This is a genomic window from Spirosoma areae, assembly GCF_054781775.1.
On record NZ_BAAGTT010000040.1, the window covers coordinates 106,814 to 126,942 of the forward strand.

Genomic DNA, 20,129 nt, shown 5'->3' on the forward strand with positions numbered 1-20,129 from the left:
AGGCTGTCTAAAAATTAGATTTCTGTTGGCCCGGTTTTACCCCCAACCCCCTGAAGGGGGCTTTGTCCGTCGTGGAAATAAGCCCCCTTCAGGGGGTTGGGGGTAAAACCGGGCCTGTTTTTATGAAATTTAGACAGCCTCTTACAAAACCATACCTAATCCATTAGTGCTCACCGGAAAATACTTCTCCCCCGCCATAGGTGTTCCAAACGGACTGCATATAAGACGTGTAAGCGTTCAGAAACGTGATTTCTCCCGCTTGCTTTTGAATGATTGACTCTTTTTCGGCTACTAACGCTTTCACCCAACCGGCAGGCTCTACAACTCCATTCCCGTTCTGCACCAGATGATAATTCTGTAAAATGTCGGGTGTTGTTCCCAGCGCGTTTGCAATCTGGGGCAGGCGTTTGGCGCAGGCTTCGTCGCTGTTTTCAGTCCGCCAATACGTTGGCTGACTCATATGCATTTTTTCGGCTACTTCAACCTGGGCTATGTGATTGTCTTTCCGGTACTGTTTGATATTGGCCGATAGAATCATAAACGATGAGCGTAGGGATGGCTATGAAGTGTATGGCTATGACGACAAATAACGGAAAAGGTTGCGAACTTCATGCATTCATGTTTATTAGAGAAAAGTACTCAAATCTTCATAAACCACTGATAGTCAACAATGTATAAGTTAGGGGCAAGCACAATGTGCCCAATTTCTGTTTATAATTTATTTAGTAGTCTTAACTTGAATAAAATATGAATAAAAATTGAATAAACATGAATAAGAACAAGCCATTTTTTGCGTCACCTTTGGGTCGTCAATCGCCCGAAGCATGGCTTTTTTGGATACCCTTTTAAACACGACCGACGAGAACGCAATCGTAACGCTCCACGACTTGCTGAAGGGACTGCGGGCGAAGGTGACACGGGCAACCGTGGAAGAGTCGTTATTACAACATCCTGACTTTCCGAGTTTGCTTAGCCTGAGCGATGTACTAACCGATTGGCGGGTTGAGAACACAGGGCTACAACTGAATACCATTGAACAACTGCGCGAATTACCCCTACCCTTCATTGCTCACCTCCAAAAAAACAACGGCTGGTATGTGTTGGTGAATGGTTTACAGGGAGATACAATTACATACACAGATAGCGGTGTTGGCCGTAAAACCGAGTCACTCATTGATTTTGAGAAGAAGTGGTCGGGTGTGGTGCTGTTGGCTGAAGCTGATGAACAATCGGGCGAAACCGATTATACCACAAAGCGCATTCAGGAACGGCTGGACGAAGCAAAGCAACCATTTTTGTTGATTGGCGCTTTAGTAACTTCTCTGTTTGTCCTTCTGAGTGTGGCACAGGACCTTACCGCTCCCGATTGGCTTCTGATAGTAACCAAAGCAACGGGCCTAATTCTGAGTGGTTTGTTAGTCGCTAAACAGTTGGGCAGTAAAAACGCCCTAACCGACCGACTGTGCCGTATCAACAGCAAAACCAACTGCGACGATGTGCTTAACTCGCCAGCAGCCAAACTGTGGGGCTGGTTAAGTTGGACCGATATTGGCTTGATCTACTTTGCCGGGGGCTTACTTACTGCGTTACTGATGGGTATGCAACCACCGCTACGCTCAGGGCTACATGGGCTGGCGTTGCTGGCCCTGCCCTACACGGTATTTTCTGTTTAGTATCAGGGCTTTGTGTTGCGGCAGTGGTGCCCATGTGTTTGGGCGTGCAGGGCGTATTACTTATAGCATTTAGTCAGATGGTGCTGAAGGCTCAAAACTACGGTTTTTCGTTGAAATTATACACAAGCATTTTTTTCACAATCAACACCCTTCATTTAGTCTGTCAACTACTATTTAGCCATGTATGTGTGTCGTGTAAGGTGGCGTAGTGGTGAACTAATCACCTTAAAAACGGATTATGTAGCTGAAACAAGTTCAACTAAATAAACTCATTTCAGTCATGGCAGCAGGAACACATGCCGTAGAAGCGACCGACGCGAACTTCAACGAACTCATAAATTCTGACAAACCCGTTTTAGTAGATTTCTGGGCCGAATGGTGCGGTCCCTGTAAGATGATCGGGCCGGTTGTTGAACAACTCGCCGGTGAATACGAAGGGCGGGCCGTTGTTGCGAAAATGGACGTTGACCAGCATTCGCAGGTGCCCGCTAAATTTGGTATCCGCAGCATTCCAACCCTGATGATTTTCAAAAATGGTCAGTTGGTCGATAAAGTAATCGGTGCCGTTCCCAAAAATGTACTGGAGCAAAAACTCCAGGGCGCTTTGGAACCCGCAACGATTTAAGTTTTTAGTTTTTATAGAAAAAGCCGCTCCCGATTGTTCGGGAGCGGCTTTTTTTTAGAGAATGACCTACACCAGCATCCGCATCGGGTCTTCGAGCAGTTGCTTCACCGTTTGCAGGAAGGCTGCGCCCGTAGCTCCATCCACCACGCGGTGGTCGCAGGAGAGCGTCACTTTCATGACGTTTGTTGGCTTCGCGACCGGAACGCCAGCCGCATCGCCTTCAAACTTCACGGTTTGTTTAATCGTGCCAACAGCCAGAATGCACGAATCGGGCGGGTTGATGATAGCCGTGAACTCGTCGATGCCGAACATGCCGAGGTTTGAAATAGAGAACGTACTGCCTTCCCAATCTTTCGGCTGTAGTTTCTTGTCTTTCGCTTTCCCAGCCAAATCTTTCACTTCGCCCGAAATAGTCGACAGCGTTTTCTGGTCGGCATTCCGCACGACCGGAACCAGCAAGCCTTCATCAACAGCGACGGCGACCCCGATATGCACATACTTATACTTCCGAATTTTATCGCCCAGCCACGACGAGTTCACGTTCGGATGCTGTTTGAGGGCCAGCGCAGCGGCTTTAATGACGAAATCATTGAACGATACCTTCACCGGGCTAAGTCCGTTGACTGTTCCGCGCAGTTCCATTGCCTTGTCCATGTTGATTTCCATGGTCAGGTAAAAATGCGGGGCGGTAAACAGGCTTTCACTCAACCGGCGGGCAATTGTTTTCCGCATCTGGCTAAGCGGAATATCTTCGTAGTCGCCCCCTGCTGCGGGCGTAGGAGCAGGTGTTGGTGCGGATTGAGCCGCAGGGGCTGGAGCAACAGCCGGTGATGGAGCAGCCGGTTGATTTGCCGGAGCCGCTTTGCCGGGCACAAACGACTCGACATCGCTTTTCACAATGCGCCCTTCGGGGCCAGTGCCATGCACCTGCGTTAGGCTAATGCCCTTTTCTTCGGCAATGCGTTTAGCCAATGGAGAGGCTTTTACGCGCCCGTTCGATTCAGCGCTATCACCCGTGCCACCGCCATACGACAAATCCGTGTCGGCATTGGCGGGTAGGTCAGCCTGCGGGTTTTGCTGAGCGGTTGTTTGTTGGCTACCACCTTCGCCAGTCGCGGCCTGAGCCGTTGCAGGGGTGGTTCCGCCATCGAGCAGAACTTTGAAATTTGTACCTTTCTCGCCGACAACCGCAATAATATCGTCAACGGCAACCGATGCCCCTTCCTTCACACCGATATACAACAGCGTGCCTTCTTCGTAGGCTTCGAGGTCCATAGTGGCTTTGTCGGTTTCGACTTCGGCCAGTACATCGCCCGACTTCACCGTGTCGCCTTCTTTCTTATGCCACGCCACAATGGTGCCTTCGGTCATGGTGTCGCTCATTTTCGGCATCCGAATCACTGACGCATTTACGTTCTCTGCCGGAGCTGCCGAAACCGCTTTAGGGTCGGGCAGTTTAGTGGCGGTTTCGTTGGTGGCCGCCCCATTCGGTGCTGGTGCTGGTTGCGCCGGTGCTGATTCCGGCTTAGGAGCCGCTGCAGCCGGTGCTTCCTGACTACCGCCGGTTGATCCGTTTAGAAGGGCTTTGTAGTCTTCTCCATCGGCTCCAATAACGGCCAGAACGCCATCTACCGGCACCGATGCCCCTTTTTCAACACCGATATAGAGCAACGTACCCTCATCGTAGGCTTCGAGGTCCATGGTGGCTTTGTCGGTTTCAACTTCGGCCAGTACGTCGCCGGATTTCACTTTATCGCCCACTTTCTTGTGCCACTCCGCAATGACGCCTTCAGTCATGGTGTCGCTCATCTTGGGCATTCGGATTAATTCAGCCATAAGTAGCTATATAAGTATCGGGTTATACACGCGGTTGAGGGTCAAAATTAACGGAAAGGATGGAAGGAAAAAAGGAGAATGTTGCGTGAAGAATGATGCGTGAAGCGTGAAGAATATTTTGTCAACTTTTTTTATTTTTCACTCCTCACACATCCTTCTTCACTCTTTATTCCACCCACAACACGAGGCCTTTCAAATAGCCCCCTTCGGGGTGAAATAAACTAACGGGGTGGTCGGCGGGCTGGCTCAGGTGATGCAAGACCCGCACCTGTCGCCCAGCTTCGATGGCAGCCGCCACAATGGTGTTGTAAAACAGTTCCCGATCCACCACCTGCGAACACGAGAACGTAAACAAAATCCCGCCCTTTGCGACCCGGCGCAACCCTTCAGCGTTCAGTCGTTTATAGCCCTGCACAGCCCGGTGACGCGCCGATAAACTCTTGGCAAAGGCGGGTGGGTCGAGCACGACAACATCGTACTGATGGTCATGTTTTTTTAGATAATGCATTACATCTTCAGTATGGGCTTGGTGCGGTCCGTCGCTACGGTTTGTCTCACTATCGCCAAAATTGGCCAGGATGTTCTGGTTGGTCAGATCAATAGCCTTTTGCGAAACATCAACCGAGTGCACCGAACTGGCCCCGGCTTTGAGCGCGTATATTGAGAAACCGCCCGAATAACAGAAGGCGTTCAGGACCTTTTTGCCCTGGGCATATTGTGCCAGCAAGGCCCGATTGTCGCGCTGGTCGAGAAAAAAGCCGGTTTTTTGCCCCGTTATCCAGTCAACAAGAAACGTGTTGCCGTTCTCCTGAACCGGGTGTGGCACAGGCGTTCGACCAACGAGATAGCCGTTGGTGACGGTTGCTCCGTATTCGTCGGGTAGTGTATCGGCACTTTTGTCGTACACCGCCTGCAATTCATCGCCGAAAACATGTCTTAGGGCTTCGGCGATGATGTCGCGCTCGCGGTGCATCCCGATGGAGTGCGCCTGCAATACGGCAACGCCATTGTATATATCCACAATCAGACCCGTGCAGCCATCGCCCTCACCATGCACCAGCCGGTAGCAATTGGTCTCTCCGGTAACGATTACCTGCCGGATGCTGCGAATATGCGCCAGTTTCTGGGTCCAGTAGGGCAAATCGGGGGTAACGGGTCCGCCCGCTGTAGCGCCAAATGAGAAAATACGGACGGCAATGCTGCCGTCGTGATAGTGACCAGTAGCCAGAAACCGGCTCTTATTGTCAAACACCTCTACCACATCGCCATCATTGAGGTCGCCCTCATAGCGGCTGATAGCCCGTGAAAATACCCAGGGGTGAAACCGCCGAATGGCTTCGTCGCGCCCGGCCTGTAGATAGATTTTGGAAAACGTCATTCGTATTTAGAAAAGACCGCAAAGATACGTCTCTAAAAAATGATGAATTATAAATTATGAGTTATTGACTTGAAGAATAATCATTCATCATTCATCATTCATCATTCATCGTTTTACACAAAACCGTCACATCTTTACGTTTTAAACCCGCAAACTTTTTTCTATCATGCAACGACGCAATTTCATTAAACAGTCTGGTCTGCTCACAGCCGGCGCTTTTGCCCTGGGCCAGGCTGATTTATTCGCCAATGCCCCCGCCAAGACCATTAGCCCATTTGGGGTTCAACTCTACAGCGCCCGCGATGTACTGCCGAAAGACCCCAAAGGCATCATGACACAGTTGGCGAACATGGGCTACAAACAATTCGAGAGCTTCGCCGGAGCACAGGGCTTTTTGTGGGGTATGGAACCAAAAGAAATGAAGTCGTTTCTCGACGGGCTGGGCGTGAAAATGGTTAGCACCCACTTCAATTTTAAAGGGCAGGTCGACAAGCCGGACGAACTCAAGAAAAGCATCGAAATGGCGCAGGGAGCCGGATTGACCTACCTGCTGTGTCCGCATATGGGGCCGCAAAAATCATGGGACGACTGGAAGAAAGTTGCCGACCAGTTCAACAAAGCGGGCGAAGAAATTGGCAAGGCGGGCTTAAAATTCGGCTACCATAACCACGATTATTCGTTCCGGCCAATGGATGGCAAGCTCCCGCAGGAATTTCTGCTGGCCAACACCGACCCTAAAAACGTGATGTTTGAACTGGACCTGTGCTGGATTGACGTGGCGGGTGTGAACACGGCCGAACACCTCAAAAAATACGGCAACCGTTACGAACTCTGCCACGTTAAAGACTATACCATCAAAGAAGGCAAGCCTGTTCAGAACGACATTGGCAAAGGCAATGTGGACTTCAAAAAGACCCTGCGTATCGCCATGGACAGCGGCATCAAGTATTTTTTGGTTGAGCAGGAAGAGTACCCCGAATCGCCAATGGTAAGCTTGAAGAATGATGCCGAGTATATGAAGAAGTTGTCGGTCTGACCTACCTTAGTGAGTTACGGCAAGTGCCGTAACTCACTAAATTTGCCCATGCTAAAATCCGGGAAAGAGCCATTTCAATCACAGGGCACAAATTTACCTGTCAATCTGCTGAATTTCTGGCAGTGGTCCCATTCTGATTTGTTGTCCAATACACTCAGAGGACAACTTGCTGAATTCATAATTTCTACCGCTATTGACCTTGAAAATACACAGCGTATCGAGTGGGATGCCTATGATTTACGAACCCTAAAAGGCTTAAAAATTGAAGTAAAATCTTCTGCTTACCTACAAAGCTGGACACAAAAAAAGGAGTCACTAATTCGATTTGGCATTTCGGAAACACTTGGTTGGGATGCGGCAACAAACACCTACGCACCAGCAGTCAGCCGACAAGCAGATTTGTATATTTTCTGTCTATATACCCATAAAGATAAGCTAACAGCTAATCCATTAAATTTAGACCAGTGAGTGTTTTATTTACTTCCAACCCCTATCCTGAATCAATATTTACCCCAGCAAAAAACCATTAGTTTATCGAGTTTATTAAATTTCAATCCCACAACATGCACTTATAACCAACTCAATAGTAAGATTGGAGAATTTGAAAGTGAATTATTAGAAAAACGTTAATCCTCGCTCCTCGCCGAAAACAACCGTTTCAGCCAGCTTTTCTTCTCTTCTACTTCTTCTTTCTGCTCCCCGTCTGTAAGCTGGTATTTCGCTAAAGTCCGCAAGTCGGGCTGTCCTGCATCGACCCAGCAGGTGTACCAGAAATCGCCCACCATTTTGACCGACGCCCGCATCTGACGTTCGACCTGCCCGCGCAGCCGTTCGTGGTATTGCTGCGAAAAATCGGCTGAGTACACTTTGGTTGTGATGCCGTTACGCTCCTCAAAACCAAATTTGCGGGTTTCACCCACTTCCTCCGTTAGTTTCTGCTCAAACCGAAGTACCGAATCCAGCGCAGCATTTGCGTTGAATACGGCTCGCCAGGCCGCTTTTTGGGGCGAATAGACGTACTCGGCCTGCCCCGTCAGAAAATCGTAATCTGTACTGAACATCTCCGGCAACCGCGACTCCCAAAAGCCGTGAATACCCTGCTGATTCGTTAATTGCCCATTGTAGTTGCGAGTCGTGTGCAGCGGCACGTTGGCATCGGCAATGTAATGACCCAAATCAGCGGCTACGCGCAGAATTCGCCGGACATCCCGCTGCTTAAAGGCCTCGGTCAATTGATACTTCGTCAGTTGAATTTGCCAGGGAACCAGCCCATGCAATGCCAGCGTGTCGGCTCCGTAACGGTCAGTAGCATCTTTGTAATAGCGCGGCAACGTAGTAGCGGACGTGTCTGGATACGCGTCGAGGTCGATGAAATGACGTGGCGCTTCGCCCACAACGGCATACCGGCGTTTGTCGGGATTTACCGCATTGTCGGCCAGGAAGCCAATGTGCTTTTTAAACAGAGGCATCATCTCCACTGGCAATGTAAAAACCGCTAACCGGTTAATCTGCTGGTGGGCGTAGAAGCCCCATTTTGGCCGATTGGCATCTGGTTTTTCAATAGGCCGCGGGCTTCCGTTCACTAAACTTCCGAAAAAAAAAGTGGCTGAAACTAACAACCAAATAAAACCGTTGTACATTTGACAGAACATGGTACTTTACAGTGAAAATCATTAACTATTCAGCTAAAGCGCCATGTCATTCAGAACAAAATTTGGAAAAATGAACAAATCTCGAATAATCATGAATGCTAAATCGAAGGGATATACCCTCATTGTTGTGTTGCTGTGCGCTTTTGCTTTAACAATCTACGGTGCCTACTCACCTGCGCGGAAAGCTCAAAAACAGCAGATTGTGTGTGTTAAATTCAAAAAAGGGGTCGAAACTGGAGCTGTTGAACAGCACATGAATGGTTTTGCGGCTCTAAAGCATGAAATTCCACAGGTCGTTGGTTATACGTCGGGTAAGACAATTTTGCCAAATCAGGCTGTTGCAGACTATGACGTAGTACATTACCTTACGTTTCAGAGTGAGGCCGATATAAAATTATTTGAGAACAGCGAGGCCTACAAACAGTTCGTTTCGGGGAACAAAGGAATCTGGGAAAAAACGCTGATTGTCAACGCCGATATTCGCCAGTAAGCGCGTGTAACAGAAAGAATTTCGGCTGGAACTATTGATAGTTCCAGCCGAAATTCTTATTTTTGCGCCCTCATATCGCGACAACGATTTCATTATATACCAATGGCAAACCATAAGTCATCAAAAAAAGCAATCCGGTCGAGTGCTAAAAAGCGTTTACAGAACCGTTACCAGCATGTTACCACCCGGAACATGGTGAAAAAATTACGTCTTACCACCGACCATGCTATGGCGGTTGAACTGTTCAAAACAGTGTCGTCGGCATTGGACAAACTCGCCAAGCGCAACATTATTCATAAGAACAAAGCATCCAATAACAAGTCGAAACTGGCTCGTTTGGTCAATAGTCTGAAAACTGCTGCCGCTTAATTCGTAGCCCGTTGTAGTTCTCTGCTGTTTCGGGCGATATCTTATCCTACAACCTTACCTTTTTGCGGGTAAGGTTTTTTTGTGCATTTTGTCAACGAAAATCACTTCGTGACTGACTTGCACTTATGACGTATCAGACATCCGGCACCATTCAGAGTTGGGCCGAAGAGGACCGCCCGCGCGAAAAACTTATGCTCAAGGGCAAAGCGGCCCTCTCAGAGGCCGAACTCATTGCCATTCTGATTAACTCCGGCACCGTTGACCTAACCGCCGTCGATGTAGCCAAAATTATTCTTAAAAGCGTCAATAACAACCTCAATGACTTAGCCAAACTAAGCATTAAAGACCTCTCGAAATTTCGGGGTATCGGCGAAGCAAAAGCGATTAGCATCATAGCTGCACTCGAACTGGGCCGCCGGCGGAAAGAACAGGACCGCCCATTACGGGCACGGGTAACATGCTCGCGGGATGCGTATAACGAGATGATCCCGCACCTGATCGACAAGCCGCACGAAGAATTCTGGATTTTGCTGATGAACCGCGCCAATGAGATTCTGCGGCCCGTGCAAATCAGCACGGGGGGCGTATCGGGTACGGTAGCCGATCCCAAGCTGATTTTCAAGCAGGCCATCGAGCATCTGGCTTCCTCAATGATTTTGTTTCATAATCACCCGTCGGGCAACCTGATGCCGTCGCAGGCCGATAAAGATCTCACCAAAAAACTCAGAGACGCCGGGCGGCTCTTAGACATTCCTGTTCTCGACCATTTGATTTTTACGGACAAAGCCTATTATAGTTTTGCTGACGAGGGAATTCTGTAGACTACCGATTTAAATCTTCAACCCGCCCAACACCTCCGCCCGGCTGATTTCGCGAACCTGACCGGGCGTCATGCCCCCGGCGGTGAGGCTCTCGATGGCCCAGCGCACGAGCCGAAGGGTCGGAAAACCCACACCAGCCGTCATTTTACGGACTTGCCGGTTTTTGCCTTCGTGAAGCGCGATAGACAACCAGGAAGTCGGAAGGCTGGCCCGGTAGCGAATCGGGGGTGTACGCTCTGGTAAAATTGGTTCGTTAATGATTTGGGGGTCGGCGGGAAGCGTATGATAGGGTTTTCCATCTACCGATATGGTAACGCCCACCGATAACCAGCGGCAGGCTTCATCCGTCAACACACCTTCGACCTGCACGTAATACGTCCGGTTATGCCGAAACTTCGGATTCAGCAGCCTATGATTCAACTGCTTATCATTAGTCAGCAATAATAGTCCTTCGCTGTCGGCATCAAGACGACCAACGGGATACACATCGGTTGGGAAATCAAAGTCTACGTCGGCAAGGGTCGGCTTGTCCCCTTCCCGACTGAACTGAGAGAGCATAAGATAAGGTTTGTAGAGAAGAAAATAGCGAGACGTTGTCAATGTATCAATCGTTCTTTAGAACCGAATATTCTTCATTGAAAACTTCCTCCCACGTCAACGTTAGCAGCCCGGACCTGCACTGTGTTTCTTCTTCGGCTTTTCGGACGGCTTGTTGAGTGGTTTTATCCCAGATTTCAGTAACAAACCGGCGATTTAGACTTGGTTTCTCCTGCCTGATCTCCTCAATATTTTCTCGAGCATCTAAAATAGAGACCGCCCAGCTACCAGAACGTTTTTCGGGCTGAATTTTCCATTTAACGATGTGCATCATTAGCTGTGAAAGCTGGCTACGTAATGCTCTTTTTAACTCCTGCGACATACTGTCCATTAATTGCTGTAACCCTTCCGACACCTGTGCGTAGTCGTGCTCGGCCAGTGTGCTCTGAAGTACGGCTATCGTATCGACGTATGAGGTCGCTGTCAGTTCTTCCCAATCTCGTTTCATCGCATAGCTTTTTAAGGCTAAAGTACAGAATAATGAGTGAAAGGGTGCGTAACCGGCCTTCACTCTTTAGCTCTTTCACCGCCCAGGGAGCTGCCCATTGACAGCCACACTGGGCAATGGTCAGCATGAACAGCGTCGGGAAGCATCCGGCAATCAGCAATTTGGTCGCGTAGGTTGTCGGTTACGGAAGCGTAGTCGATACGCCACCCTTTGTTGGCAGTTCGCATACCGGGGCGGTAACTCCACCAGCTATACGCTACTTCATCAGGATATTTGTAGCGGAAGGCATCGGTCAGGCCGGAATTGAACCAGCGGTCCATCCAGGCGCGTTCGTGGGGCAGAAACCCCGTGGTGTTTTTGTTACGAACCGGGTCATGAATGTCTATGACATTGTGGGCAATGTTATAATCACCTACGATAATGAGTTTGGGTCGGGTTTTCCGCAGGTTTTCTACGTAATCGTAAAAATCACCCAGAAACGCCATCTTGACGCCCTGCCGCACCTCACCGGTGGTGCCGGAGGGGAAATAGCAGTTCAGTAGCGTCATATCGTCAAAGTCGGTGCGAAGGATGCGGCCTTCACAATCATAAATAGCTAATCCACAGCCCAGTACAACGTTGGTGGGCGCAATTTTAGAAAACGTTGCTACGCCGGAGTAGCCTTTTTTTTCAGCCGCATGCCAATGGCATTGATAGCCTAACTGCTCAAAAACCGACAGGTCTACTACATCCGCTGTGGCTTTAACTTCCTGAAAGCAAAGTATATCAAACTGGTGTTGAGCCAGCCAGTTAATCAGGCCATTGCGGATGCCCGCCCGGATGCCGTTGATGTTGTAGGAAATCAGTTGCATGGTAGGTAAACACAGAGATAACGGAGGAATCACGGAGGTCACGGAAAATAAATGCTCTGTGACCTCCGTGATTCCTCCGTTATCTCTGTGTTTAAGATAAAATTCATAAAGGCCCCGGCACTAATTCATTCTCTGTTGCCCGGATGCGTTTTTTATCCGTGAACAACAGCACAAACAGAATCAGAACGGCAGCCGCGATACCCGCCGGAACGAGCCAGACGCCTAACCAATCTTTGGTACCGTCGGGACGGGTGTAAGCATCCAGCACTATGCCCGACAGTTTGGAGCCAATGCCCATGCCAATGCCATACGTAGCAATCGAAATCAGGGCCTGCGCCGACGATTTGATTTTTTCGCCCGCTTTGTTATCCGTGTAAATCTGACCCGTTACGAAGAAGAAGTCGTAACAAACGCCGTGCAGAACAATTGCCAGGTAGAGCATCCACTCGCCCGAACCGCCGTCGCCGTAGCCAAAGCAAACAAACCGGACAATCCAGGCAATCAGACCAACGATGAGCATTTTTTTGACGCCCAGGCGCGTGTAGGCCAGCGGAATCAGCAACATAAAAATAACCTCGGAAGCTTGCCCCAACGACATTTTATTCTCTACATTCTGCATCCCGCCATCCGTTAGGGAGGGGTTGGCCATAGCATAATAGAACGAGAGTGGAATGCAGATAAGCACCGACGACAGAAAGAAAATGGCAAACGAACGGTCTTTAAAGAGCCGGAACGCATCCAGTCCCAGAATCTGCGAAACCGACGTAGACACCGTAGCTTTGGGTGGCGTATTGGGCAGGAAGAACGAGAAAATACCCAGCACTACCGACGAGTACATCGACAGTTGGAAAATCGTCACCTTGTCGCCGAACCCGTAGAACCCAACAATGTTCGTGACCACAATCCAGGCAACGGTGCCCAGCACGCGGATGCCCGGGAACTCTTTCTCGGGGCTGGTCATCTGCTGCATGGCAATGGATGAGGTCAGGGCCAATGTGGGCGCGAAGGTGAGGCAGTACCCCAGAATCAGGTAGAAAAAGTTGTCGGGATTGGTGTTTTGCGTGATGAAATACAGCACCACCGCGCCCAGCAGATTCAGGATACCAAGAACTTTTTGCGCGGCAAAATACCGGTCGGCAATCATCCCGACGAAGAAGGGCGCAATAATCATGGCCAGCGAAAAAGCCGCATAGGCATTACCGACCTGATCGCCGGTCGAATGGAGTTGCGTTAAGAGGTATTTGCTCATCTGGCCATACCAGGCTCCCCACACAAAAAACTGGAGGAACATCATGATCGAGAGCTTAACGCGGGTTGTTGAGAGCATTGCTGGTTCAGGAGTTTAAGGTTTTAGCCAATGAAGGTAAGTAACGACCGTCAGCCCTGCAAGCCGATTGGCCCCGAAAGTTGCCGATGGTGCATAATGTAGCTGCTTCTTCAGCGTTTATAACTAAACTCATATCGTCTTTCGAAACAGGAATCCTATCTTTGACGCAATTTCTGACTAAACTAATTCATGAAAAAACAATTGATTACCCTTGTTGCTCTCGTGGCAATTCCGGCTTTCTCCTTCGCGCAAACTGCCGATGAAATACTTGATAAGCACGTCGCGGCATTAGGCGGGGCCGACAAAGTGGCTGCCGTTAAAACAATGGAACTTGAGCAAACGATGGCTGTAATGGGGATGGAATTAACCTCGAAAAGCAATTATGTAGTTGGTAAATCCATGCGGAGTGATGTATCGGTAATGGGCCAGCAAATCACGACCGTCATAGATGGCGACAAGGGCTGGGCCATCAATCCAATGCAAGGGGGTAGTGGCGCACAGGATATGCCCGCCGAAGCCCTGAAAGCAGCCAAAAACCTTACGGAACCGCAGATGCTACACTTAGCCTACGTGAAGGCGAACAAGTATCCGTATGAGTTGATTGGTAAAGAGAAATACAACAGCAAAGATGCGTTTAACCTGAAAGTAACTCGTCCCGAAGGTGCCTTTAACTACTTTATTGATGCCGATACGTATCAGCTTATGGGCCTGAAAGGGACTGGGCCACAGGGCGAAGTCACGGCTACGTTCTCCGATTATAAGGCGCAGGATGGCCTTACAATGCCTTATGCAAGTGAAATCACCGCTCCCGGCGCTCCCGGTCCGATCACGGCTAAAACGACGAAAGTTTCGGTGAATAACACCGTTGACCCGGCAATTTTCGCTAAACCAAAATAAAATTCAGTTTCTATTTAAAAAAAAGAGACCCAGGTACTGGGTCTCTTTTTTTATGGCCAACTATTCATCTGCAAATTTCGCTCTTTGCCGCCCTAAATTCCGATATTTGAGAATTAACAACCTGATTCTCATGAAATCCATCCCTCTACTCAAAACGATTATTCCCCTGACTGCGCTGGCTTTTTGCGGGCTCAACACCTCGGCGCAGACACTTACGGGCTTCCTTCCAGCCCGGCAGGCCGCGCAGGTCAAACTCGAAACGGAGTTCAAGACCAAACAATCGTCGGCAGCTTTCAAAAATCACCTCGAAAAACTCAGCAGTGTACCGCACATTACTGGCTCAAAAGAAAACGAACAGGTGCGCGACTACATTGCCGAAACCATGCGAAAAGCGGGCTGGCAGGTAGACATCTACCCGCACGACGTGCTCCTGCCCAAAGGCCCCGGCGACATTGCCGTTGAACTGGTCGAACCGATTCGGCAGCCGCTGAACATTCGGGAGTTTATTTTCAAAGAAGACAAATACGCCAGCGACCCGCGCCTGACGCCCGGCTACAACGCCTGGTCGGGGTCGGGCGATGTGACCGCCGAAGTCGTGTATGCCAACTATGGCCGCAAAGAAGATTTCGAGCAGTTGAAAGCGATGGGTATTTCGGTGAAGGACAAGATCGTGCTGGCCCGGTATGGCGGTAATTTCCGGGGCTATAAAGCGCAGTTTGCCCAGGCTGCCGGAGCGAGTGGCGTCATCATTTTCACCGACCCCGCCGACAGTGGCTATATGCGTGGCCTGACGTTTCCCGAAGGCCCTTTTTACAGCGAGAGCGTGATTCAGCGGGGATCGTTAATCACAACACCCTATACCGGCGACCCGCTCACGCCCGGCGAAGCGGCCCTGCCGATGGATGCCAAGAACACGCCCAAACGACTCGATCCGAATGCAGTTGGCATCCACAAAATTCCGGTGACGCCCCTCCCCTACGGCTCGGCCACCGAAATTCTCAAACGTATGACCGGCGCTCAGCCCGTTCCGGCGGGCTGGCAGGGTGGTTTGCCCTATACCTACCGGCTCGAAGGCGGGCCAGGTCTGAAAGTCCGGTTAATGGTGAAGCAGGAGAAAGCGATTCAGCGCATTTATCAGGTTGTGGGCACACTAACCGGGGCCGAGTTTCCCGATGAATGGATTATTGCCGGTTGCCATTACGATGCGTGGTCATTTGGCGCTACCGATCCTAATTCGGGTACGGCTATGCTGCTGAGCCTGACCGAGTCGATGGGTAAGCTGGCGAAAGCCGGTCAACGGCCCCGGCGCACCATTAAGGTCTGCCACTGGGATGCCGAAGAGCCGGGCGTGATTGGGTCGGCGGAGTGGAGTGAGCAGTTCCGCGATGAATTAAGCCAGAAAGCCGTTGCCTACATGAACTACGATGCCGCCGTGTCGGGCCGGACGTTCGGGGCCAGCGCGTCGCCCTCGATGAAAAAGCTCATCATTGAGGCCACGCAGGCGGTGCAATACCCCGACTCCAACAAAACGGTTTATCAGCATTGGCTGGGGCAGAAAGCCGCGGGTAACCCCACCCGCGTAACGGGTTCATCGGCTCCGGCGATGGCTGCGGGCGAACCAACCATTGGCAACCTCGGCGGTGGGTCCGACCATATTGCGCCGTATATGCACATCGGCATTCCGTCGCTGAGTGCAGGCATGGAAGGCCCCACGCTCTACCATTCGCAGTATGACGATTTATATTTCTACGACAAATTCGCCGACCCGACCTACAAAATGGGGCCGATGATGGAGCAGGTAGTCGGCACGATGACCCTCCGGCTCGCCAACGCCGATCTCGTTCCCTACGACATCGCCCGCTACCCGGCCGACTTAGCTGTTCACCTCAAAGCGGCTGAAAAAGCGATTCAGGCCTACTCGCCAACGTATTCGATTGCGCCCCTGCTGACCGTAGTCGATGAGTTGAAAAAGAACGCCGATGCCTGCGAAATCGCACGGCAGACGTATCTGAAAACGGGTCGCACGGATAAATTAGTGGAGTTGAACAAAGAACTGCGCCTGCTGGAGCGGTCGTTCATCGACCCCAAAGGCAACGCATTCGGCGGTTGGTATAAATCACTCTATGCGTCATCCGACCCGAACAGCGGCTATGCGTCGTGGATGCTACCGGGGCTGTTATACGAAGCGTCACTCAAATCAACGGCCAACCTGCCTGATTTGGAGGCCCGCTACAAAAAAGCCATTCAAACGCTGAGCGATAAATTGCTGGCCTTGTCGCAGGGAATGAGTGGCCCGGCGGCTGTGGGTAGCGGGAAGTAATGCCAAACCTAAAAGGTCTCAAAAAAGACCTTTTAGGTTTTAATAACCGAACTCCCAATCTTCACCAGAGGGGACAATACTGTGCTGATGATTAATGGTAATATAGGGTTCTATACCGCCAAACCAGTCAAGTACCGCTGACCGTTCTAAACGGGTTCTGCTACTACTTATAATTGACAGTAACGACGAGTATGGCCATCCATCGGCCTGGCGGCAAAAACAATGTGATAATATGCATTAGGCAACAAGGGACTGTTGTACATAGTTACGCAGATTATGTACATACAAACATACATTATTTGCGTATCAGACCTAAAAGGTTTTTAAAACCTTTTAGGTCTTAGATGGCCTTAGCCGCTGGCTTCGCGTGTTCGGGCTTAAGTACCACCACATCGCGCACGACACCGCCCCCGTTAATTTTCTCGACCATTTTGTCTAACAACGGTGTGGCCCAGTTGGGGATATACTTATCGGTGGTTTCAATCATCACTTTCGGGAAATCGTACAACGCCCGGCCCAAACCGAACTGGACGGCGCAGCGTTTCATGGCGTCGCTAATGCCGCCTTTCACCGGCTCAACGCTCGTGCGGCTGGCCCCGTCGGTTTTCTTCACGATTTCGCCACCGGGCAGAATGGCCGTAATGGTGCAGAGGAAACCGCCCTCGATTTCCTTGATTTCGTTTTGCCAGCCCGCCCAGCCGAACTGGTCGTCGAAACGCTGCATAACACACCGGTTGGTGATGTACGGCACAACGATAATCTTCTGACCGTCTTTGGTCTGACTCTGCACGCGCCACTCAATTTCCTGTGCCGTGAGCGGGGCGGTTAATGCGTTTAGGTCCATTTGTTGGTTATTGTTTACTGGTTTACTCATAAATCTGTATTCAGTCATTCGCCCGTTGTCGCTTCTGTCTATACTCAGCCAACGAGGTGGTTGACTCCTTGCGGGCTTTCACTTCGTCATAAAGCCGAATATCATCCAGTTCTTTTAATTCGTCAAGAACCTGTTGCCATTGCTGAATGGGCAGTACCACCGAAACACGTTTGCCCTGTTCGTCAGTAATGTATTGTGGGTGAAGGGATTTGTTCATGTTGACAAAATTACAAAGTTCAACAGGTTCACTCCACCAACTTCATCAACTCATTCAGTTTCAATAACGCTTCAATCGGCGTCAACCGGTTCACGTCGATGGCCCGGAGTTTTTCTTTGATGGCTTCAGATTTTGGGTCGCCGGATTCGATGATGCGTAACGCCAACTCCCGTTCGGCAGGCACCGCTTCTCGAATTTTCTCTTTGTTGTTTTCGCGCTGATGCGATGACTCTAATTGCTTCAGAATCTCACTGGCCCGGCTCACAATCTGGGCGGGCATCCCGGCCATCTGCGCCACGTGAATCCCGAAACTGTGCTCCGAACCACCTTCTTTTAGTTTTCTGAGAAAAATAACTTTGTTGCCCATTTCTTTCACCGCCACGTTGTAGTTCTTAATGCGCGGGTTATCGGCAGCGAGGTCGTTGAGTTCGTGGTAGTGCGTAGCAAACAGGGTTTTGGGGCGGCAGTCGGTTTTGTTGTGCAGGTATTCGGTGATGGACCAGGCAATGGACACACCATCGTAGGTACTGGTGCCGCGCCCGATTTCGTCCATCAGCACAAGGCTGCGTTCGCTGAGGTTATTGAGAATACTGGCCGTTTCGGTCATTTCGACCATGAACGTACTTTCGCCCCGCGAGAGGTTGTCAGAGGCTCCAACGCGGGTAAAAATCTTGTCGACAATGCCAATCTCCGCCGATGAAGCCGGCACAAAACTCCCCGCCTGGGCCATCAGCACAATCAGGGCTGTTTGCCGCAGCAGAGCCGACTTCCCGGCCATATTCGGCCCGGTGATGATAATAATTTGCTGCGTTTGGTCGTCTAAGAAAACATCGTTCGGGATGTAGGGTTCACCGGGGGGCAGTTGCTGCTCGATGACCGCGTGCCGACCATCTTTAATGTTTAATACCTTGCTTTCATTAATCTGCGGCCGAACGTATTTGTTCTTGACGGCGACCCGCGCAAACGAAGCCAGCACGTCCAGCACCGACAGCACGCGGGCGTTCTGCTGAATGGCTCCGACATACTCGCCAGCCACCAGCACCAGTTCGTTGAACATCCGGGCTTCGATCTGAAAAATCTGCTCCTCGGCATTCAGGATTTTGTCTTCATATTCTTTCAGTTCGGGCGTGATGTAGCGTTCGGCGTTCACCAGCGTCTGCTTCCTGATCCAGTCCTCTGGCACACGGTTCTTGTGGGCGTGGGTGACTTCTAAGTAATAGCCAAAGACTTTGTTATACGCCACTTTGAGTGAACTGATGCCCGTTCGCTGCACTTCGCGTTCCTGCAACTGCAACAGGTAATCTTTCCCCGAGTAGGCAATGGCCGTCAGTTCGTCTAATTCGGCGTTGATGCCGGGCTTAATCATGCCCCCCTGATTCGACAGGGCCGGTGGGTCTTCGCGCAGTTCGGTTTCGATGCGGTCGATCAGAAACGAAACGGGATTGAGCTGATCGGCATATTTCTTCAATGACGGCGACTCGTTCTGGCTCAACGCCGTAATGAGCAGTTCTTTAATCGGCAAAACGTGTTGCAGCGACCGTTTGAGTTGCAGCAACTCGCGGGGGCTAATCCGCCGAACGGCTACTTTCGAGACTAACCGTTCGAGATCACCAATCTGCCGCAGGTGATTAACCTGTGTCTCAGCTAAGTCAATATCCGACACAAGCAGTTCGACCATGTTGAGCCGTTCATCGATCAATGCTTTTTCTTTAAGCGGCAGATTCAGCCACTTTCGGAGCAGTCGCGCGCCCATCGGCGTAACGGTCTGGTCAAGAATCTGAATCAGCGGCACGCCCCCCTCCTGCTGCGCGGCCGTCAGTTCGAGGTTGCGAATGGTGAAGCGGTCGAGCCAAACGTAACGGTCCTCTTCGAGCCGCGTAACGCGGGTAATGTGCTGGAGGTCTTTGTGTTCGGTTTCGTTGAGGTAATGCAGAATAACGCCGGCGGCAATGATGCCATCGGGCAGCCCTTCGATACCGAAGCCTTTCAGCGAGACGGTCTGAAAGTGCTGTTTCAGGAAGTTGTAGGCGAAGTCGTAGGTGAAGGCCCAGTCTTCGAGGGTATAGGTATGAAATTTATCCCCGAACAACAGGCCAAACTCCTGCCGGTTGCGCTTGCAGTAAAGAACCTCCGACGGGTTAAAACTTTGCAGTAGTTTATCTACATACGCCGAATTACCCTGCGAGGCCAGAAACTCGCCCGTCGAAATATCCAGAAACGACACGCCAAAGCTATCCTCTGTTTTGCCAAAATGGACGGCCGCGAGGTAATTGTTGCGCCGGGTGTCGAGCACGTTGTCGTTGAACGAAACGCCGGGGGTAACCAACTCCGTAACGCCCCGCCGGACAATGCCTTTGGCCAGCGCCGGGTCTTCCAACTGGTCGCAGATGGCCACGCGCTCGCCCGCCCGCACGAGCTTAGGCAGATGAGTATCGAGGGAGTGATGCGGAAAACCGGCAAGTTCTTCGTTGGAGCCGCCGTTGTTGCGTTTGGTGAGCGTGATGCCCAGAATTTTACTGGTTTTCACCGCATCTTCGCCGAAGGTTTCGTAGAAATCACCAACGCGGAAGAGCAGCAACGCACCGGGATATTTGGCCTTAATCTGGTTGTACTGACGGTTAAGGGGGGTTTCGTTTTTCTTTTGTTGAGGCTTTGCTGCGGTGGCTGGTTTCACTGAATACGCTATGTTATTTCAAACAAATATACCAAAATTTGTGC

The 20,129-nt window shown here is 50.6% G+C and carries 20 protein-coding genes; 9 read left to right on the forward strand and 11 right to left on the reverse strand.

All coding sequences use genetic code 11. From position 1 onward, the window contains the following. Positions 1-163: 163 nt before the first annotated feature. A complete protein-coding gene (locus ACYVI1_RS23925; RefSeq protein ID WP_460913374.1) occupies positions 164-538 on the reverse strand; it encodes a helix-turn-helix domain-containing protein in 375 nt (124 codons plus the stop codon). A 295-nt stretch (positions 539-833) separates the two neighbouring features. Here ACYVI1_RS23925 and ACYVI1_RS23930 point away from each other — a divergent pair, with 295 nt between their 5' ends. Beyond that, complete coding sequence (locus ACYVI1_RS23930) at positions 834-1,673, forward strand: cysteine peptidase family C39 domain-containing protein (protein ID WP_460913375.1); 840 nt, start codon at positions 834-836, stop codon at positions 1,671-1,673. A gap of 280 nt (positions 1,674-1,953) precedes the next feature. Further along, on the forward strand, positions 1,954-2,298 hold the full coding sequence (trxA, locus tag ACYVI1_RS23935; RefSeq protein ID WP_460913376.1) for a thioredoxin: 345 nt from the start codon (positions 1,954-1,956) through the stop codon (positions 2,296-2,298). A 66-nt stretch (positions 2,299-2,364) separates the two neighbouring features. On the opposite strand, the gene ACYVI1_RS23940 is transcribed toward trxA, so the two are convergent. Both ACYVI1_RS23940 and ACYVI1_RS23945 read right to left on the reverse strand, forming a co-directional pair. Further along, the gene (locus ACYVI1_RS23940; protein ID WP_460913377.1) at positions 2,365-4,134 is read right to left on the reverse strand and encodes a pyruvate dehydrogenase complex dihydrolipoamide acetyltransferase; all 1,770 of its coding nucleotides are present in this window, start codon (positions 4,132-4,134) and stop codon (positions 2,365-2,367) included. Between the two features lie 166 nt (positions 4,135-4,300). Then, a complete protein-coding gene (locus ACYVI1_RS23945; RefSeq protein ID WP_460913378.1) occupies positions 4,301-5,512 on the reverse strand; it encodes a class I SAM-dependent rRNA methyltransferase in 1,212 nt (403 codons plus the stop codon). Positions 5,513-5,678: 166 nt separating this feature from the next. Here ACYVI1_RS23945 and ACYVI1_RS23950 point away from each other — a divergent pair, with 166 nt between their 5' ends. Further along, entirely contained in the window at positions 5,679-6,548 is an 870-nt protein-coding gene (locus ACYVI1_RS23950) for a sugar phosphate isomerase/epimerase family protein (RefSeq protein WP_460913379.1), read from the forward strand. Positions 6,549-6,596: 48 nt separating this feature from the next. Continuing rightward, positions 6,597-7,016: a hypothetical protein gene (locus tag ACYVI1_RS23955; RefSeq protein WP_460913380.1), complete on the forward strand. Its 420-nt coding sequence runs from the start codon at positions 6,597-6,599 to the stop codon at positions 7,014-7,016. A gap of 158 nt (positions 7,017-7,174) precedes the next feature. Here ACYVI1_RS23955 and ACYVI1_RS23960 read toward each other — a convergent pair whose 3' ends face one another. Next, the gene (locus tag ACYVI1_RS23960; RefSeq protein ID WP_460913381.1) at positions 7,175-8,200 is read right to left on the reverse strand and encodes a zinc dependent phospholipase C family protein; all 1,026 of its coding nucleotides are present in this window, start codon (positions 8,198-8,200) and stop codon (positions 7,175-7,177) included. A gap of 91 nt (positions 8,201-8,291) precedes the next feature. On the opposite strand from ACYVI1_RS23960, the gene ACYVI1_RS23965 reads away from it, so the two are divergent. From ACYVI1_RS23965 to radC, 3 genes are all read left to right on the forward strand, one after another. After that, the gene (locus ACYVI1_RS23965) at positions 8,292-8,690 is read left to right on the forward strand and encodes a Dabb family protein (RefSeq protein ID WP_460913793.1); all 399 of its coding nucleotides are present in this window, start codon (positions 8,292-8,294) and stop codon (positions 8,688-8,690) included. Between the two features lie 102 nt (positions 8,691-8,792). Beyond that, complete coding sequence (rpsT, locus tag ACYVI1_RS23970; protein WP_460913382.1) at positions 8,793-9,059, forward strand: 30S ribosomal protein S20; 267 nt, start codon at positions 8,793-8,795, stop codon at positions 9,057-9,059. Positions 9,060-9,184: 125 nt separating this feature from the next. After that, positions 9,185-9,880 carry a RadC family protein gene (radC, locus tag ACYVI1_RS23975; protein WP_460913383.1) on the forward strand — a complete coding sequence of 232 codons (696 nt, stop codon included), beginning with the start codon at positions 9,185-9,187 and terminating at the stop codon, positions 9,878-9,880. Positions 9,881-9,889: 9 nt separating this feature from the next. Here radC and ACYVI1_RS23980 read toward each other — a convergent pair whose 3' ends face one another. The 4 genes from ACYVI1_RS23980 to ACYVI1_RS23995 all read right to left on the reverse strand — a co-directional run bounded on the left by ACYVI1_RS23980 (position 9,890) and on the right by ACYVI1_RS23995 (position 13,103). Beyond that, positions 9,890-10,480: a pseudouridine synthase gene (locus ACYVI1_RS23980; protein WP_460913384.1), complete on the reverse strand. Its 591-nt coding sequence runs from the start codon at positions 10,478-10,480 to the stop codon at positions 9,890-9,892. Between the two features lie 4 nt (positions 10,481-10,484). Further along, the gene (locus ACYVI1_RS23985; protein WP_460913385.1) at positions 10,485-10,925 is read right to left on the reverse strand and encodes a DUF29 family protein; all 441 of its coding nucleotides are present in this window, start codon (positions 10,923-10,925) and stop codon (positions 10,485-10,487) included. A 59-nt stretch (positions 10,926-10,984) separates the two neighbouring features. Beyond that, a complete protein-coding gene (locus ACYVI1_RS23990; RefSeq protein ID WP_460913386.1) occupies positions 10,985-11,776 on the reverse strand; it encodes an exodeoxyribonuclease III in 792 nt (263 codons plus the stop codon). 103 nt (positions 11,777-11,879) lie between these two features. After that, on the reverse strand, positions 11,880-13,103 hold the full coding sequence (locus tag ACYVI1_RS23995) for a nucleoside permease (protein WP_460913387.1): 1,224 nt from the start codon (positions 13,101-13,103) through the stop codon (positions 11,880-11,882). A gap of 189 nt (positions 13,104-13,292) precedes the next feature. On the opposite strand from ACYVI1_RS23995, the gene ACYVI1_RS24000 reads away from it, so the two are divergent. Together ACYVI1_RS24000 and ACYVI1_RS24005 are read left to right on the forward strand one after the other, a co-directional pair. Then, entirely contained in the window at positions 13,293-14,000 is a 708-nt protein-coding gene (locus ACYVI1_RS24000; protein WP_460913388.1) for a LolA-like protein, read from the forward strand. A gap of 130 nt (positions 14,001-14,130) precedes the next feature. Further along, on the forward strand, positions 14,131-16,320 hold the full coding sequence (locus ACYVI1_RS24005) for a M28 family peptidase (protein WP_460913389.1): 2,190 nt from the start codon (positions 14,131-14,133) through the stop codon (positions 16,318-16,320). Positions 16,321-16,660: 340 nt separating this feature from the next. Here ACYVI1_RS24005 and ACYVI1_RS24010 read toward each other — a convergent pair whose 3' ends face one another. The 3 genes from ACYVI1_RS24010 to mutS are packed head-to-tail and all read right to left on the reverse strand — an operon-like array spanning position 16,661 to position 20,085. After that, the gene (locus tag ACYVI1_RS24010) at positions 16,661-17,164 is read right to left on the reverse strand and encodes a Rad52/Rad22 family DNA repair protein (protein WP_460913390.1); all 504 of its coding nucleotides are present in this window, start codon (positions 17,162-17,164) and stop codon (positions 16,661-16,663) included. 40 nt (positions 17,165-17,204) lie between these two features. Next, positions 17,205-17,411 (reverse strand): hypothetical protein, encoded by a 207-nt coding sequence (locus ACYVI1_RS24015; protein ID WP_460913391.1) that lies wholly within the window; start codon positions 17,409-17,411, stop codon positions 17,205-17,207. A gap of 28 nt (positions 17,412-17,439) precedes the next feature. Next, the gene (gene mutS / locus ACYVI1_RS24020; protein ID WP_460913392.1) at positions 17,440-20,085 is read right to left on the reverse strand and encodes a DNA mismatch repair protein MutS; all 2,646 of its coding nucleotides are present in this window, start codon (positions 20,083-20,085) and stop codon (positions 17,440-17,442) included. Positions 20,086-20,129 lie beyond the last annotated feature (44 nt).

Bases quoted from the DNA above. Each gene is read 5' to 3' on its own strand.
- ACYVI1_RS23960 (WP_460913381.1), bottom strand. From the start codon at position 8,200: ATGTTCTGTCAAATGTACAACGGTTTTATTTGGTTGTTAGTTTCAGCC.
- ACYVI1_RS23950 (WP_460913379.1), top strand. From the start codon at position 5,679: ATGCAACGACGCAATTTCATTAAACAGTCTGGTCTGCTCACAGCCGGC.
- ACYVI1_RS23990 (WP_460913386.1), bottom strand. From the start codon at position 11,776: ATGCAACTGATTTCCTACAACATCAACGGCATCCGGGCGGGCATCCGC.
- trxA (WP_460913376.1), top strand. From the start codon at position 1,954: ATGGCAGCAGGAACACATGCCGTAGAAGCGACCGACGCGAACTTCAAC.
- ACYVI1_RS23985 (WP_460913385.1), bottom strand. From the start codon at position 10,925: ATGAAACGAGATTGGGAAGAACTGACAGCGACCTCATACGTCGATACG.
- ACYVI1_RS23945 (WP_460913378.1), bottom strand. From the start codon at position 5,512: ATGACGTTTTCCAAAATCTATCTACAGGCCGGGCGCGACGAAGCCATT.
- ACYVI1_RS23995 (WP_460913387.1), bottom strand. From the start codon at position 13,103: ATGCTCTCAACAACCCGCGTTAAGCTCTCGATCATGATGTTCCTCCAG.
- ACYVI1_RS24000 (WP_460913388.1), top strand. From the start codon at position 13,293: ATGAAAAAACAATTGATTACCCTTGTTGCTCTCGTGGCAATTCCGGCT.
- ACYVI1_RS24005 (WP_460913389.1), top strand. From the start codon at position 14,131: ATGAAATCCATCCCTCTACTCAAAACGATTATTCCCCTGACTGCGCTG.
- radC (WP_460913383.1), top strand. From the start codon at position 9,185: ATGACGTATCAGACATCCGGCACCATTCAGAGTTGGGCCGAAGAGGAC.
- ACYVI1_RS23955 (WP_460913380.1), top strand. From the start codon at position 6,597: ATGCTAAAATCCGGGAAAGAGCCATTTCAATCACAGGGCACAAATTTA.
- ACYVI1_RS23965 (WP_460913793.1), top strand. From the start codon at position 8,292: ATGAATGCTAAATCGAAGGGATATACCCTCATTGTTGTGTTGCTGTGC.
- ACYVI1_RS24010 (WP_460913390.1), bottom strand. From the start codon at position 17,164: ATGGACCTAAACGCATTAACCGCCCCGCTCACGGCACAGGAAATTGAG.
- rpsT (WP_460913382.1), top strand. From the start codon at position 8,793: ATGGCAAACCATAAGTCATCAAAAAAAGCAATCCGGTCGAGTGCTAAA.
- ACYVI1_RS23925 (WP_460913374.1), bottom strand. From the start codon at position 538: ATGATTCTATCGGCCAATATCAAACAGTACCGGAAAGACAATCACATA.
- ACYVI1_RS24015 (WP_460913391.1), bottom strand. From the start codon at position 17,411: ATGAACAAATCCCTTCACCCACAATACATTACTGACGAACAGGGCAAA.
- ACYVI1_RS23940 (WP_460913377.1), bottom strand. From the start codon at position 4,134: ATGGCTGAATTAATCCGAATGCCCAAGATGAGCGACACCATGACTGAA.